We start from the raw sequence: 15,018 nt of genomic DNA, 5'->3' as shown, positions 1-15,018 counted from the left end.
ATACCCGCCGCGGCTGCCGGGTTCGAACCACTCCACGTTGCGCTCGGTATCGGGGAGCTTGATCGAGCTGCAGCCGTCGAAGGAGACCATCCGGAACGGCCCGAACCGCACTCCGGGAGTCACCGGCTGGGCGAGCGGGCCGGCCAGGGGCTCGAACACGCGCTTCATGGGTTCTGCACCGAGCCGTCTGCGCAGGTCACGCAAGGCTTTCGCAGTTGGCTCCGCGACCTCGATCCCGACGCCCGTAAGGGCCGCGGTCAGTTTGTGCCAGACCAGCCGGTAGCCGACCTCCGGGAACAGGCACATCGCGAGAAGGAAGTAGACCCTGACCCGCGAGGGCAGATCCCGTAACCGGCGCTGCACGCAACGGGTTTCATCCAGGACGGCATCGACGAGGTCGAATGGAATGACCTGCGTCAACTCGCCCAGACGACCGGGCGCGAACCGGCCCTCGGCCACGGTGAACTCACGGTTGACCCTCGCCAGACCAGGTGGCAGGGCACAATGACGCGTGGGCAACGGGGCTCCTCAACGGCCGGAAGTCTTGGCGGACTACCTGACCAACGCGGCCCCGTTGTCCGCGTTCCTACCCGAGGCCGAACTCCCTTGCCACCAGCGGAAATACGCTAACTACCCGGCCTTGGGGAAACTTCAGGTCGCTCCCGTCGAGGAGCTCGGATGGCTTTGCAGCCGGAGTTGGTACAACGTGTCGATGGCGCGGGCAACCCTGCTGCATCGCTCGGCCACGTCCTGGTCGACGACTACCTGGAGTTCGTGGCTGCCCGCTGCAGGCCGAACACCCTGCTGGCCACCGCCTACGACTTGAAGGTCTTCTTCTCGGTGGTGCCCATGGAGCCGACCGACGTCGTCACCGCAGACATCTTCGCGTTCATCACCGCGCAGAAGAAGCCGTGTCAAGGCCCGAAGGTCGTCCGGCTCGAAGACGGTGAAGCCGGACTCTCAGCCCGGACCATCAAGCGCCGGCTACACAGCGTCTCCGGGCTGTTCGGCTGCCTGATGATCCGCGACGACCTCGCCGTCGACCGCAACCCGGTGCCGACGGGACTGGCCAACCGCCGCCGCACCGGCGGGGCACCTCTGCTGCGCACGCCTCGCACCCTGCCACGCGTCCTAGGGCCGACCGAGGTCGAGATGGTCCTCGGCGCCCTGAACACCGCATGGGACAGGGCGATGATCCTGGCGATGCTGCTGGGCGGGCTGCGCCGCTGAGGGGTCCTCGGCCTGCGCCTGGGTGACCTCTCACCGGGCGAGCGTCGGGTCTTCATCAGCGAGGGCAAGGGCGGGCACCAGCGTCTGATACCCGTCTCCGCGCAGTTCTTCAGCGTGGTCGGCGACTACCTGGACCGTGAGCGTCCATCCGTGGACCACGACCAGCTGTTCGTGGTGCTGCGAGGACCGACCCGCGGCCGGCCGCTATCCGCCGATGGCCTCGACGAGATCCTCGACGGAGTCCGACGACGAACCGGACTAACGTCAGCTCGCCTTCAACCACGAGACCCACCGGTTCATCAGCTGGCGGTGGCCGATGGCGGCCAGGTAGCCGGGGAAGTACTCGCGCAGGTGCGACGTCAGCTTGTTGCCAGCCTGAGTACGGTCCCAGATCGCGTCCTGCTGGGCACGGGCAAGCACGGCGACGGCCTGGACGAGCTCGCTGTCGGCGGGGAGCGGGCGGTGGGCGTCAGCGTCGGTGCGGAGAATGTGCGCCAGCACCAGGGCGTCGAGGTGGTCCGACTTCTTGCGCGCGACGGTCCGCCGGTCGCGGTAACGTGCTGCGGTCATGGGATTGATGGCGTACACGGAACGACCGGTCGAGCGCAGTGCGGCGATCAGGAGACCGTGAGAGGTCTCGATGGCCACAGTGGGGTTCTCCGCCGTGTCGCCGTGCTCTGCACGGGCTCGACCAAGCGGCTCCAGGTCCGCTACGAACGGAGCGCCGACCTTTATCAGGGCCTGCTCGAACCGGCACGCAGCCTTATCTGCCTCCGCCGCCTGCGCACCTCACGATGAAACAACGGTCCGCTGCGCTCCGGCCCGGGCCGGAGCGGGCGCTGGATGCTTAGGGAAGCGCCGCGGCGGCCGGCGTGCGAAACTCGTCGGGCACCGCCGCGCAGACGGCGTGTAGGAGGGCCAGCCCCTCCTCGGCCTCCTCGTCCGTGGCAACGATCGGCGGCAGCAGCCGCAACACTTCCGGCCGGCCCAGGCAAGGGGAGACGATCAGGCCCCGGCGGCCGAGCTCCATCAGCACCTCGCCTGCGGCGGCCTTCGTGGCGAACTCCACGCCCCACAACAGCCCCAAGCCTCGCACTGCGGTGACCAGACCGCGGTGGTGTTCGGCCAGCCGCGCCAGAGCGGAACCGAAAAGGTCTGCCATGTGTTCGCCGCGCGGGGCGAGTTCCTCCACTGCCTGTAGTGCCGCCATCCCGGCAGCGGCACCGAGCGGATGCCCGGAGAACGTGCTCGTGTGGACGAACGGGTCCGCGGACAGCGGCGCGTACAGTTCCGGAGTTGCCACGACTGCGGAGACTGGTTGTACCCCGCCGCCCAGAGCCTTGCCCACCAGCACGGCATCCGGCGCCAGACCGAGGTCGACGCTGACCAGACGGGGACCGCAGCGGCGCAGCCCGGTCTGTATCTCGTCCGCGATCAGGAACGCGCCGTGCGCACGGGCTGCGTCCGCGAGCGCCCGTAGGAACGCTGGCTCCAGGGGCTGCACCCCGCCCTCGCCCTGCACGGGCTCCACCAGCACGGCGGCCACTTCCTTGCCCTCGAATGCGCCGGGCACCGCAGACACGTCCGCCGGTATGTGGGTGACACCGCCCAACAGGGGTTCCAGAGACTCGCGGTAGCGGGAGTTCCAGGTCGCCGCCAGCGCCCCCATGGACTTGCCGTGGTAGGCGCCCTCTACGGCGATCACCCGATGCCGACCGGTGGCCCGGCGCGCCAGCTTCAGCGCCGCCTCGACCGCGTCGCAACCGTTCAGCCCCAGCCATACCTTCGTCAGGCGGCTTGGGTCGGCCCAGGCAGCCAAGGCCCCGGCGAGGGACGCGGTGGCCCGATTACCCAGGACACGGCTGGACACCGGCATCGCGTCCAATTCGTCACGCACTGCCGATACCACGGCCGGATGGCGCTGGCCCAGCAGGGTCACTGCGTAACTCCCGAAGTCCAGCGCGGTACGGCCGTCAGACAGGCGCACTCGGGCTCCATCACCTCGTGCCTCGACGGCGCCAGCGCCGTTCATGCCATAGACCAGGGCCAGTTGTGGCGAGAAGTGCCGACGGATTGCGGTGAGCGTCTCGTGGGCCGCATCGTCGCGAGCGTTCGTGACCATGGCTCTTCCTCTCCGTGGTGTAAAGAACGTAGTTCTAGCTCGCGCGAACATCACTGAGAAGAGGTGTTCCGGCTGCCGGAACGCGATTTGAGCTGCTCCCGTGGGCTTGACATTGTCACCGCTGTCGCTGTCCATCCGAAAGGTGCACTGAGCATGGAGACCACTTTCCGGGCGTTGTTGCGTTCCCTGAACCGGAGGCCCTCGACCAACGCCTCTCGGCCTTCCTCGGCTTGCGAGGGCTGACCATGTCGGCTGTGCTCAATGAGGCCGACCAGGGTTTGGGGAATCCAGCCCTTGTGGTGGTCGCTGGTTCGGTGCTCGCCGGGCTCGGCAATGTGCGCGGCAACCTCGACCTCCTCGTTCTCGTAGAGAGCGAGAACCTCAAACGCTTCCCCGTCCTGTCGCACGAGCACGGCACCCTGATCGACGTTAGCTTCCGCCGCGCAAGCACCGTGCGTGACAGCGCCGCCGTGCTGACCGCTGCACCATAGCCGCGCTGCGAGACGGTCACAGAAGCGGACTGCTGGACACCGCGTACCACGGGCTGAGCGTCACCCGACGTTTCGGACCGCGCACACCGCCCTGCTCGGCCGCTCCACCCGCTACGTGCACACCCTCGGCGGTGTCTGCCGCGGGCATCGACACGGGCGCCCTCGGCGGAGAAGCAGCCATGGCCGCCGCGGTGGGCCTGCGCGTCACCCTCAGCGACACCCGCGACCGAGTGCTGCCGCCGTCACCCCGGTCGTCGGCAGCCGACTCTACGGGCGCGGACAGGGGGCGGCCGGGCTCGCACTCGACTCGCTCGCCGCCCACCACCACCCACCATCCCTCCTGGTCTGCGACGAGGTCGTCGGCAGCTTCTGCGCGGGACACGAGATCACCTTCGACCCGGCGGACTGCCCCCACCGCCACCCACGAATGGAGAAACACTGTCATGCCGCATGTTGAAGTGAGTCTTTCGATCAACACCTCGGCGCCCGAGGCCTGGGCAGCCGTCACCCGCCTCGAGGACTACGCCGCCTACATGGCGAACGTCGAGTCGGTCACGGTAGTCAGTGAGAGCGACACCGGAGTCCGCACGAGCAAGTGGTCGGTGCTACTCAAAGGCTCGGTCCTGGAGTGGGTCGAGACGGACACCCTCGACCACGACAGGAGGGTCATGTCCTTCGATCAGGTGTCCGGGGATCTCGACCTATTCAGCGGACAACGGCGAGTTGAAGGTACCGGTGATGGCGCCTCGGTCGTCACCTTCTCCGTCGACTTCGAGATAGGCATCCCGCTCCTCGCCGACATGCTCACCCCGGTCGCTAGCAAGGCACTGCGGGAGAACGCCGAGCACATGCTGCAGGCCATAGAGCGACGAATCATGGCGGTCGCGTGACCACGCCCGTCCGCGTACTGGTCACCGGTGCCACCGGAGCCGTCGGCAGCGCGGTTATGCGCGCGCTGCGGGCAGCCGGCCACACCCCGCACGGCGTCAGCCGCCGCGGCGCCGAGAGCCCGGATCACTCCGCCTGGCACATCGGCACCCACGAGCCGCCGGAGGAGCTGCGCGGCCCCTGGGACGCTGTCGTTCACTGTGCCGCCGACACCCGCTGGAACTTGCCGGAGAAGGAAGCCGAGAACGCCAACGTCGCCCCGCTCCGCGCGGTACTCGCGTTGGCCAGCCCCAACACCCATTTTGTCCACCTGTCCTCATCCTTCGTGACGGGCCTCCAGGGCGACATCTCCTCGCCCTCCCGGGACGCCTACCGCAACTCTTACGAGTGGTCCAAGGCGCACGCCGAACGCATAGTCCGTGTTGAAAGGGACAGCGCCGACATCGTGCGCTTCCCCATCGTCATGGGCGCCCGGGCGGACGGCGCGCTCGACCGCTACAGCGGCTTCTTCTGGTTGCCCGCCTCTATGTGCAGCGGCGCAGTGCCCGCGCTCGTCGCGGAGGAGAAGGGCCTCCTCGACATGGTCAGCACTGACGACGTCGCCGACCACGTGGTCCAACTGCTTCATTTCGGCCCGGCGCAAGGTCACCGGCTGTCCGTGCTGGGCCGGGGCGGCGGCGCTCAACGCGTCGATGAGGCCTTCGACACTGTTCTGGAAGCGCTTAATGCCTGGCGGGCCGAGCACGACGTCCCGCTGCTGGACCGGCTGCCGTATCTGACGCCCCAGCAGTGGAATCGCTTCTTCCTGCCCTTCGCCGAGGACCACCTGGACCGGGCGCAACTGTTGAAGGTCACCGCCTTTCGTGCCTACCAGGGCTACCTGTCGGTGACCGACCCGTTCGACGTCACTCATCAGGTCCCCGACACACGGGACGTGCTTTACCGGTCGATTCGGTGCTGGGCGCACACCCACACAAGCTTTGCTCGCCGTACCCCCCGCCCGTGGCATGCCTGACAGCCACCTGTTCGTTCACATCCTCGGAACCCACCTGCCAGGTAAATGACTTGAGCATGCGGCCCAGGACTTCGAAAACCGCATCGGACAAGGGCATCGCGAATCAAGATCAGCAGATTTTGCGGTTCCGCAAAGGAAACCCAGATGGAACTCGTCTTGCGGCCTATGCGAGAACGGTGAATTTTCAATGCGCCATTTCGGATACATTGCCCCCGATGTGCGAAAGCGTCTTTTCTGGCGAGAGCCGTCTGCTTTCAGTGCGGATTCCTCGAGTCGGATAATATCCGCCGCTCTCGGTGCCACCCTCTACAGTCCGGCAAATAGGCCTTACCTTGCCGAAGATGTCCTCAAGCAGGCCGAACGCGGAGTCGTCTCCATGGTGATATGCCTGGAAGACTCCATCGATGATGGCGAGGTGATATCAGCGGAGAAGAACCTGATTAATCAGTTCGTTCGCCTGTCTCAGGCCAGCTTCGCCCTTCCACTGCTCTTCATACGAGTCCGCACCCCTCAACAGATTCCGGATATCACCCTAAGGCTTGGGAACGCTGCGAGCATAATATCGGGTTTTGCACTCCCCAAGTTCACCGAAGAACGTGGCGTTGCATTCCTGGAGGCTCTCGCCGAGGCAGAATACCTTTGCGGCCGCCCAATCTACGCCATGCCCATTCTGGAATCCCCCGACCTCCTATATCTAGAGTCTCGAGCGGATGCCCTTTCCCGGATTTGTCGCGTCCTCGAGAAATATCGAGATCGGGTCCTAGCGCTGCGTCTAGGCGTCACTGACTTTTGTTCCTCATATGGATTGCGTCGAGGTCCCGGTATGACCGCTTACGACATCCAGATTGTGGCCTCAATGATCGCTGACGTGGTCAACGTGCTGAGCCGGGCCGATGGTACAGGTTTCACCGTAACTGGACCCGTATGGGAGTACTTTCCGGTGCAAGAACGAGTGTTTAAGCACCAGTTGCGGCAGAGTCCGTTCGCAGAAGTGCAAGCCATGGAACTGCGCAGGGAACTCATCGAGCACTCGATGGACGGACTACTTCGCGAAATTTCCCTGGACCAAGTAAATGGTCTGATGGGTAAGACCTGCATACATCCGTCACACGTTCTGCCTGTACACGCGCTTTCGGTAGTCAGTCACGAGGAGTTTAGCGATGCGCAGGACATCCTAAAGGTCGAGCATCGCGGAGGGGGCGTGCTGAGGTCTGCGTATACGAACAAGATGAATGAAGTAAAGCCGCACCGAACATGGGCCGAACGGATCGTACTGCGCGCTGAACTCTTCGGAGTCGCCAATCAGGACGTCGGATTTGCCGAATTGCTGACTGCAGGGCAGTCGGCCCTTTCTCTGTTGCCGTTATAACGGGAGGGTGGCGATTGATTAAAGTCGCATCGGGATCTCTGGAATGTAGGGCGATCACGCTAGTCCATGAGTGCATCGACTGGAGCCCGTGTCACTGATGGCACGAGGTTATGGCTTATGAGCGAGTGAGATCGTCGCCGACGATCCTTTGCGGCGACGACAGATGAGGTTCACGACTGGTCCGCCTTTTGGCATGCTAACGGGTGCCGCCAAAACGGTCAGCAATTCCTCATCCGAAGGATGGCCTCCCGTGGCCGCCGACCATGCCATAGATCGGAGACCCCTCCACAGCGTAATAGGCGCCCTCCTCGCTCAGCTAAGCATCAGGCTCCTCACCATATTCCTCGCCTGAGAAAGACACCTCCATGACCGCTGCATCCGACCTCCTGCGGTCCGCCTTCCGGCGACATGCGGCAGGAGTCGCCGTAATCACAGCCCAGAGCGGCGCAGGGCCAGTTGGCTTCACAGCCACCTCTCTGACCTCCGTTTCAGCCGATCCCCCGCTTGTTTCCTTCGGCATCAACACCGCCGGATCCTGCTGGCCAGCAGTCTCCGAAGCCAGCCATATCGGCGTGCACATGCTTGGCGAACACCAGCAAGAACTGGCAACGCATTTTGCCCGCAGCGGTGCAGATCGATTCGCTGCTCCCACCATCTGGCGAAGAGGCCCAAAAGGGGTTCCCATTCTCAACGACGTCCCTGTCTGGCTGGTGTGCCGGGTCGTGGCGCGCGTACCGGCGGGTGAGCATCGCGTGATGCTGGCCGAAGTCGTCGTGGGGAGTCCGGCAGGCCCCGGACGCCCGCTGATATACCACCAAGGCCAGTTCAACACGCTCCGTTGCTGACCGATCGTCCAAGCTCTCGGCACGACCACTTCTCGAGCGGGTCGAGCGCACGAATGCCTTGCTCTGCGGCATGGCAATGAGCCTTTCCAACCTCAGGTCAGCGATCCGGTCCACATCCAGCAGCCCTAGTTTCTCCAGCACGGCTGGGCTAGGGGAAGCTGCAATAGCAGGCACGGGACCAAGTCGTGATCATTTGGCTTGACACCATAATGATCACGAAGCCTTGTGCCTGCTCTGCTATCCGCCCCTATCGGCTGATCGTCAAGGCCATATCCACGATCGCAGAAATTGACGGAGCTTGGGTTCAGGAGACATCTACATGGGTTCGTTCATTGACGCAGCGGACGACACCACAGACACATCCGACGCGATCTGGTCCGGGACCTGGGTCGCCGAGCGGCTCGGGGTCGAGCTGGTGGGTGACGAGGAGCTGAGCGGTCTGCTGGGGCTCGCGCTGCGGCGCAACCCCAAGCGGGCGCATCTGCTCGTGTCGAACGTGCTCGGCAAGCATGTGCCGCGGTCGCCGGCCGTCGTGCACGGGCACGGGGTCGCCCTCGGCCGCCGGGTGCGGGACCTGCTGGGGGCCGACGGTGCGCGGGCCTCGGTCGTCCTCGGGTACGCCGAGACCGCGACCGGGCTCGGGCACTCCGTCGCGGACGGGCTCGGCGACGCGCCCTACCTCCACTCCACCCGGCGGCCCGTCGACAGGGTCGCCCAGGCCGGCGGCTTCGAGGAGGCCCACTCCCACGCGACGTCGCACCTGCTGCTGCCGGAGGACCCGGAGCTGCTGGCCGGGACCGGGCCGCTGGTCCTCGTCGACGACGAGTTCTCCACCGGGAACACGGTCCTCAACACCATCCGCGCGCTGCACGAGCGGTATCCGCGCGAGCGGTACGTCGTCGTGGCGCTGGTCGACATGCGGTCGGCCGGGGACCAGGGGCGGCTCGCCGGGTTCGCCCGGGAGATCGGGGCCCGCGTCGACCTGGTGACCACCGCGAAGGGGACCGTGCGGCTTCCGGAGGGCGTGCTGGAGAAGGGGCAGGCGCTGGTCTCCGAGCACGAGGGGGCGCCCGCCGCCCCGGTGTGCGCGGGGTGGGTCGGCCGGGTCGAGCTGGGCTGGCCCCGCGGGGTGCCCGACGGTGGGCGGCACGGATTCGCCCCCGCGCACCGGGAGCGCCTGGAGGCCGCGCTGCCGGGGATGGCCACACGTCTCGCCCGGTCCTTGCCCGAGGGCGCCCGACGGGTGCTCGTCCTCGGCTTCGAGGAGCTGATGTACGCGCCGCTGAGGCTGGCGACGGAGCTGGAGCGGCTGGTGGACGGGGTGGAGGTACGGTTCTCCACCACCACGAGGTCGCCCGTGCTGGCCGTCGACGACCCCGGCTACGCGATACGCAGCCGTATCGTCTTCCCCGCCCATGACGACCCCGCGGACGGGCCGGGGGAGCGGTACGCGTACAACGTGGCCGGCGGCGGCTTCGACGCGGTGATCGCCGTCGTCGACTCGACCGCCGACACCCCCGCCCTCCACGCGCCCGACGGCCTCCTGGCCGCCCTCGCCGCCCACACGCCGACCGTCCTCCTCGCGGTCGTCCCGTCCTACGTCCCGTCCCCTGTCCCGTCGACGGACGGGGCGGCGTCCCCGCACCGCACCGAAAGGCCCTTCATGCTGCCCGAGCCCCTGCGCGGCCCCGCGTTCTCCTCCTACGCGGCCGAGGAGGTCGGATGGCTGCTGCAGGACCTCTCCGAGGTGACCCTGGAGGCGCCGACCGAGGAGCGGGAGGAGGCCAACCAGAGCGGCGGGGCGCACTACGCCGAGTCGCTGCCGGTCGAGTACCAGCCGAGCGAGCAGTACCAGGCCCTCTTCCACAGCGCCCTGGACGCCTCGGCCGAGCGGATCGCCGTGGCCGTCGGGGTCGTGACCGAGACCGTGCTCGCGGAGCGGTCCCCGCGCCCCGTCCTGGTGTCGCTCGCCCGCGCCGGGACGCCCGTGGGCGTGTTGATGCGCCGGTGGGCGCGGCAGCGGCACGGCGTCGAACTGCCGCACTACGCCGTCTCGATCGTGCGGGGCCGCGGCATCGACGCCAACGCGCTGCGCTGGCTGGCCGCCCACCACGACCCGGCGGACGTCGTGTTCGTCGACGGCTGGACCGGCAAGGGCGCGATCACCCGTGAACTCACCGCCGCCATCGAGGAGTTCGAGCGGGTCGAGGGTGTCACCGGGTTCGACCCGGAGATCGCGGTGCTCGCCGACCCCGGCTCCTGCGTCCGCACCTACGGCACCCGCGAGGACTTCCTCATCCCCTCGGCGTGCCTCAACTCGACCGTCTCCGGGCTGATATCGCGAACCGTGCTGCGCGCGGACCTCGTCGGACCGGACGACTTCCACGGCGCCAAGTTCTACCGCGAACTGGCCGGCGCCGATGTCTCCGTGGAGTTCCTGGACGTCGTCTCGGCCCGCTTCGCCGACGTCGCCGACACCGTCGACGCCCGCACCAAGGAGCTGCTGTCCGCCGACCGCACGCCCACCTGGGAGGGCTGGGCGGCCGTCGAACGGATCAGCGAGGAGTACGGCATCCACGACGTCAACCTGGTCAAGCCCGGTGTCGGGGAGACCACCCGGGTGCTGCTGCGCCGGGTACCGTGGAAGATCCTCGCGCGGGCCGGGGCGGGCGCGGACCTCGACCACGTACGCCTGCTCGCCGAACAGAGAGGGGTACCGGTGGAAGAGGTGGCGGAGCTGCCGTACACCTGTGTGGGACTGATCCACCCCAAGTACACACGGGGCGCGACCGGTGCCGACGGCAAGGCGGTGGCGCTCTGATGCCCGGCCCCCGTGTGCTCGTCGCCAGCGATCTCGACCGAACGTGGGCTTGATTCGCTTTGACGGACATTCGAGATCAGGGGTTCTGCCCCGAGAGGATGTCCATCATGGAGAGCATGGGGAAGAAGAAGCCTCGGCCTCGCCGTTCGTTCACGCCGGAGTTCAAGGCCGAGATCGTCGAGCTGTGCCGGCGTGGTGACCGCTCGGTTGGCCAGATCGCCAAGGACTTCGATCTGACCGAGACCGCGGTGCGGCTGTGGGTCAGCCAGGCCGAGGTCGACGCGGGCGAGCGCGACGGCCTGACCAGCAGCGAACGCGAGGAGCTGGCCGCGCTGCGGCGGGAGAACCGCCGGCTGCGCGAGGACGTCGAGGTCCTCAAGCGTGCGACGGCTTTCTTCGCGAAGGAGACCCGGTGACGGTGCACCCGTTCATCGAGGCGGAGAAGCGTGCAGGTCACAGCGTGAAGCGAGCGTGTGAGCTGCTGAAGGTCTCCCGGACCGCCTTCTATGCCCGCCGCACCGCAACGCCCGGTCCGCGGGCGGTCCGTGACACCGAGCTGACCGAACTGATCACGGCCGTGCACGAACGCTCCCGTGGCACCTACGGCGCCCCGCGCGTGCATGCCGTACTCAAGCGGGAGGGCTCCGGGTGCGGTCGCCGCCGCGTCGCCTGGCTGATGCGGGCCGCCGGCCTGCAGGGCCGACACCGCAGGCGGCGGCACCCGACAACGATCCCCGATCCACGCGCTGCCGTCAGGCCCGACCTCGTTGACCGGGACTTCCGGCCTGATGTCACGGCCTTGAACACTCGCTGGTGCGGTGACATCACCTATATCCCGACCGAGGAGGGCTGGCTCTACCTGGCCACGGTCATCGACATCGCCTCCCGCCGGGTGGTCGGCTGGGCGACGGCCGATCACCTGCGGACCGAACTGGTCGCCGACGCCCTGACGGACGCCTGCCGCCGGCGTCGCCCCACCCGTCCGGTGATCTTCCACTCCGATCGCGGCTGTCAGTACACCAGCCAGCAATTCGCCACACTGGCAAGGGAGTTCGGGGTCCGTCTGTCCGTCGGTCGGACCGGTCAGTGCTGGGACAACGCGCTCGCCGAGTCATTCTTCGCCACCATCAAGCGCGAGCTGCTCGGCACCGTCGCCTGGCCCAGCCGGGCCGCTGTCCGCCAGGGCGGTTGCAAGTTCCGGGGTCGTGCGGCTGGTCGGGTTGTGACCGGTTGGGGCGCATAGCAGAGCAGGCACGGGCTTCGTGATCATTGTGGTGTCTAAGGGCTTGCAGATCATTAACACGTCGTCTTGATCTTGCTGTTGGGGTCGTTACTCAGGGCGAGGACCCGGGCCTGGAGGGGTGCGAGGGCGGCGGGCGGGGTGGTCGCCGGTGGGACGCTGATGCCGTGTGCCTCGAGCAGTCTCCTGATCTTCAGCAGAGTGCGGTGCATGGCGGTGCGGCTGCTGCCGAACAGTACGGCGAGGGGTTCCGCGGCCAGGCTGACGCGCAGGTGGAGCACGGTGGCCAGGACCTGTTCGGGGAAGGCGAGCCGGGGCGGGCGGCCGCGTCCGGTATCACCGTCCGGGGCCAGGGTATGAGTGAGGTCGTCCAGCTGGTGTGGAGACATCCCGGTCAGTGCGGGGGCGGACAGCAGGGCCTGGTCCCATTCCGGCGTCGGCGCCTGCGGGGCCGCCAGGATGGCCGGGGCCGGCTGGGGGTGCAGGGCATAGTTCCAGTCGCCGTGGAAGGCATGGCGAGTCAGCGGCAGGGCTGCCATCTCCGCGTCGTCGATGGCGACTCCGGTCGGGTAGGTGTTGGTGTCCAATTCGGCCGTGACGCGCAGTCCGGTGCGGGTGGTGGTCGCGGCGATGGACTCGACGATGACTTCGTGGCTGGTCAGCGGGCGGCCGCGCCAGTTCATGGTGATGTGCGAGAAGAGCCTGTGCTCGATCTTGTTCCACTTCGATGTGCCGGGCGGCAGATGGCAGACCGTGACGGTCAGGCCCGTCTCGGCGGCGAGCCGGGCGAGTTCGAGCTTCCAGGCCCGGGTGCGGTAGCCGTTGGAGCCGCCCGCGTCGGCGGTGATCAGCAGCCGTGTCGCGGCGGGATAGGCGGCGTGGCCCTGACCGCGCCACCAGCGGCGGATCGATTCCACCGCGAAGGCCGCGGTGTCGTGATCGGTGCCGACGTTGACCCAGCCGGTGTTCGCCGCCAGGTCGTAGACGCCGTAGGGGATGGCCTTGCCCAGCTTGGGGTCGGCGAAGTCGTGGATGTGCACCGGGGCCGGGTCACCCGCAGGCCGCCACGAACGGCCGCTGTTCTTGAACTCTCCGACGAGCTCCTTCTTCTTGGTGTCCACGCTGATCACCGGCTGGCCGGCGTCCCGGTGCTCGCGCGCCTGCTCGTTGAGATAGCGGAACTGGGCGTCGCGGTCCGAATGCTGGCTGCCCTCGATGGTCTTGGCGTTGCCCTGCAAGCTGAAGCCCTCCTCCCGCAGCAGACCGGCGACGGTATCGGCGCTGACCTTGTGCCCGGCCCGGGTCAGCTCCCGAGCGAGGGTGCGGGTCGACTTCACCGTCCATCGCAGCGGCGACATCGGATCCCCCCGCTCGTCCGGCTCGACCAGCGCCAGCAGTGCGGGCCGCAGCCCCGGGTCGAGGTCGGCGACCCGCTTGCGCCCTCCACCCGGCCGCCGCACCCGACTCAACGGGGCCTCGCCGGCCTCCAGCTCGAACACACCCTTGCGGACCGTCGTCTCGCTCACCCCGGCCGCCCGCGCGACGGCCCGGATACCGCCATGCCCCAGCACCCGGGCCTCCGCTCCCATCAGTAAGCGTCGCTGCCTCTCGTCCAGATGCGGAAACAACACCTCAAACTTCACAGCGAGTTGGGCACGAGCCTCGTCCGGGATGCGCATACCACACCAACGAGCCCCAGAACGGGAAGCAACACCTTGATGATCTGCAAGCCCTTAGACACTCCCCTGCCAGTCGGGATATGCGCGTGCGTGCGAGGGGGGTTTCGTTCCACCAGGCGTCGAGGCGGATCAAGTTGATGGCGGTTGCTGTGAGAATGTGTGCGAGCCGCGTCTTGGCCAGGCCGATGTAGCGGGTCCGGCGGACGTCGGCGGTCGCGACGGCCTGGTGGATGGTGCCTTCCACGCCGGCGCGGGCCGCGTAGCGGTCCTTCCACTCGTCGGTGGACTGCTCCGCTCGGACGCGTTCCAACACCGCGTCCTGTTCCTGGGGCCGGACAGTCAGCTGCCGCCCGTACTGGGTGGATCTGGTGCACTGATCGCGCACCGGGCAGGGCGCGCAGGTGGCGGTTGCGAAGCGGATGCGGATCGCGTCCCGGCCGTTGTTGTCCACTCCCTCCGTCCAATACCTGCTGGTGGCGCCGGTCGGGCAAAGTGCGTGCTTGGCCTGCCAGTTGATGGTGAAGGCGGACTTGCCGAAGCCTCCGCCCGATGTCGACTGCCGGGTGTTGTTGGACCGGACTGGGCCGACGACGCTGACGCCATGGGTGGTCGGCGCGGTGAGCAGCAGCTCGGCCGAGGTGTAGCCAGCGTCCAGGAGACGCTCCCCTGGTAAGAGACCCTTGCTGGTAAGTCGGTCGTGGACCTCCTCGACGACCATCGCGTCGTTGACCGTGGCGTCGGTCGTGACAACGTGGGTGATCAAGTGCGGGCGCTTCGACGCCCGAGGGTCGTCACAGCTCTCACTGAGATGGATCTTGTAGCCGACCCAGGCGGATCCGCGCTTCTTGGCGTACCGGGCCTCAGGATCGTAGGGCGAGGCGACCATTGCTCTGCTCGGCGGGAGATCGTCCTTCCCCCGCCAGGTCACCTCCTCTTCGCCGTCGGTGACAGTGCGCGTGAACTGCTGCACCCACACCGTGCGCAGGACGGTGACGGCAGGCACCTGCTGCAGCCATCCTGGCGCCGTCGGCGCGAAGACAGCTTCGAGCAGGCGGTATCCGTCAGTGGCGATCTGCCGGGCGAGGGTGCGCCGCTCCTGCTCGTCGGTCGGCAGTCGGTAGGCGTCGACCCGCGCCCCGTAGCGTTCCTGCCACGCCGGGTCCATCGACGCGCGCAGCCAGTCCGGCGCGGCTGCGGCGAGTGCTTCCAGCACCGCCCGCAGCGTCTCGCCGATGAACTCCAGGCGGTTGAGGCCGCGGACCGCAGCGAGTACGTGTGTCGAGTCCGTGCGCTGCCTCCCTCCGGAGCCGACCAGCCC

General features: G+C 67.5%; 14 protein-coding genes and 2 pseudogenes. 10 read left to right on the top strand and 6 right to left on the bottom strand.

The features are described from left to right. On the bottom strand, positions 1-498 hold a 498-nt coding region (locus tag ACIBTS_RS48470), incomplete at its 3' end, for a transposase domain-containing protein (RefSeq protein ID WP_399328272.1). A 180-nt stretch (positions 499-678) separates the two neighbouring features. On the opposite strand from ACIBTS_RS48470, the gene ACIBTS_RS48465 reads away from it, so the two are divergent. Both ACIBTS_RS48465 and ACIBTS_RS48460 read left to right on the top strand, forming a co-directional pair. Then, positions 679-1,230, top strand: coding sequence for a hypothetical protein (locus ACIBTS_RS48465; RefSeq protein WP_399328270.1), 552 nt, complete (start codon positions 679-681; stop codon positions 1,228-1,230). Positions 1,231-1,242: 12 nt separating this feature from the next. Further along, positions 1,243-1,440 (top strand): annotated as a pseudogene (locus tag ACIBTS_RS48460) (integrase); the annotation flags it as partial. Positions 1,441-1,548: 108 nt separating this feature from the next. Here ACIBTS_RS48460 and ACIBTS_RS48455 read toward each other — a convergent pair. Beyond that, positions 1,549-1,911 (bottom strand): annotated as a pseudogene (locus ACIBTS_RS48455) (transposase); the annotation flags it as partial. A 166-nt stretch (positions 1,912-2,077) separates the two neighbouring features. After that, positions 2,078-3,352, bottom strand: coding sequence for an aspartate aminotransferase family protein (locus ACIBTS_RS48450; protein WP_399328268.1), 1,275 nt, complete (start codon positions 3,350-3,352; stop codon positions 2,078-2,080). Positions 3,353-3,606: 254 nt separating this feature from the next. Between ACIBTS_RS48450 and ACIBTS_RS48445 the strand changes: the two genes are divergently transcribed. Next, a complete protein-coding gene (locus tag ACIBTS_RS48445) occupies positions 3,607-3,843 on the top strand; it encodes a hypothetical protein (RefSeq protein WP_399328266.1) in 237 nt (78 codons plus the stop codon). A 16-nt stretch (positions 3,844-3,859) separates the two neighbouring features. Here ACIBTS_RS48445 and ACIBTS_RS48440 read toward each other — a convergent pair whose 3' ends face one another. After that, positions 3,860-4,225, bottom strand: coding sequence for a hypothetical protein (locus tag ACIBTS_RS48440; protein WP_399328264.1), 366 nt, complete (start codon positions 4,223-4,225; stop codon positions 3,860-3,862). Positions 4,226-4,286: 61 nt separating this feature from the next. Between ACIBTS_RS48440 and ACIBTS_RS48435 the strand changes: the two genes are divergently transcribed. The 7 genes from ACIBTS_RS48435 to ACIBTS_RS48405 all read left to right on the top strand — a co-directional run bounded on the left by ACIBTS_RS48435 (position 4,287) and on the right by ACIBTS_RS48405 (position 12,024). Then, positions 4,287-4,733 carry a type II toxin-antitoxin system RatA family toxin gene (locus ACIBTS_RS48435; RefSeq protein ID WP_399328263.1) on the top strand — a complete coding sequence of 149 codons (447 nt, stop codon included), beginning with the start codon at positions 4,287-4,289 and terminating at the stop codon, positions 4,731-4,733. After that, entirely contained in the window at positions 4,730-5,746 is a 1,017-nt protein-coding gene (locus tag ACIBTS_RS48430; RefSeq protein WP_399328261.1) for an NAD-dependent epimerase/dehydratase family protein, read from the top strand. The genes ACIBTS_RS48435 and ACIBTS_RS48430 overlap by 4 nt, the downstream gene beginning before the upstream one ends. A 187-nt stretch (positions 5,747-5,933) precedes the next feature. Then, positions 5,934-7,115, top strand: a complete 1,182-nt coding sequence (locus ACIBTS_RS48425) for an HpcH/HpaI aldolase/citrate lyase family protein (protein ID WP_399328259.1) — start codon at positions 5,934-5,936, stop codon at positions 7,113-7,115. A gap of 365 nt (positions 7,116-7,480) precedes the next feature. Then, entirely contained in the window at positions 7,481-7,960 is a 480-nt protein-coding gene (locus ACIBTS_RS48420) for a flavin reductase family protein (protein WP_399328257.1), read from the top strand. A gap of 319 nt (positions 7,961-8,279) precedes the next feature. After that, a complete protein-coding gene (locus ACIBTS_RS48415) occupies positions 8,280-10,781 on the top strand; it encodes a phosphoribosyltransferase (protein ID WP_399328255.1) in 2,502 nt (833 codons plus the stop codon). Between the two features lie 107 nt (positions 10,782-10,888). Next, complete coding sequence (locus tag ACIBTS_RS48410; protein ID WP_037724813.1) at positions 10,889-11,197, top strand: IS3 family transposase; 309 nt, start codon at positions 10,889-10,891, stop codon at positions 11,195-11,197. Beyond that, the gene (locus tag ACIBTS_RS48405; RefSeq protein ID WP_399328253.1) at positions 11,194-12,024 is read left to right on the top strand and encodes an IS3 family transposase; all 831 of its coding nucleotides are present in this window, start codon (positions 11,194-11,196) and stop codon (positions 12,022-12,024) included. Before ACIBTS_RS48410 ends, ACIBTS_RS48405 begins: the two co-directional genes overlap by 4 nt. Positions 12,025-12,077: 53 nt before the next feature. On the opposite strand, the gene ACIBTS_RS48400 is transcribed toward ACIBTS_RS48405, so the two are convergent. Together ACIBTS_RS48400 and ACIBTS_RS48395 are read right to left on the bottom strand one after the other, a co-directional pair. Continuing rightward, entirely contained in the window at positions 12,078-13,700 is a 1,623-nt protein-coding gene (locus tag ACIBTS_RS48400) for an ISAzo13 family transposase (RefSeq protein ID WP_399328251.1), read from the bottom strand. Beyond that, a partial coding sequence (locus tag ACIBTS_RS48395; protein WP_399328249.1) for a transposase occupies positions 13,654-15,018 on the bottom strand: 1,365 nt, incomplete at its 5' end. The genes ACIBTS_RS48400 and ACIBTS_RS48395, both read right to left, overlap by 47 nt.

The organism is Streptomyces sp. NPDC050121 (genome assembly GCF_044460385.1).
Classification (GTDB): domain Bacteria; phylum Actinomycetota; class Actinomycetes; order Streptomycetales; family Streptomycetaceae; genus Streptomyces; species Streptomyces soliscabiei.
Note: the sequence above shows the minus strand (reverse complement) of the source record. Positions and strands in the feature narration are given on the sequence as shown.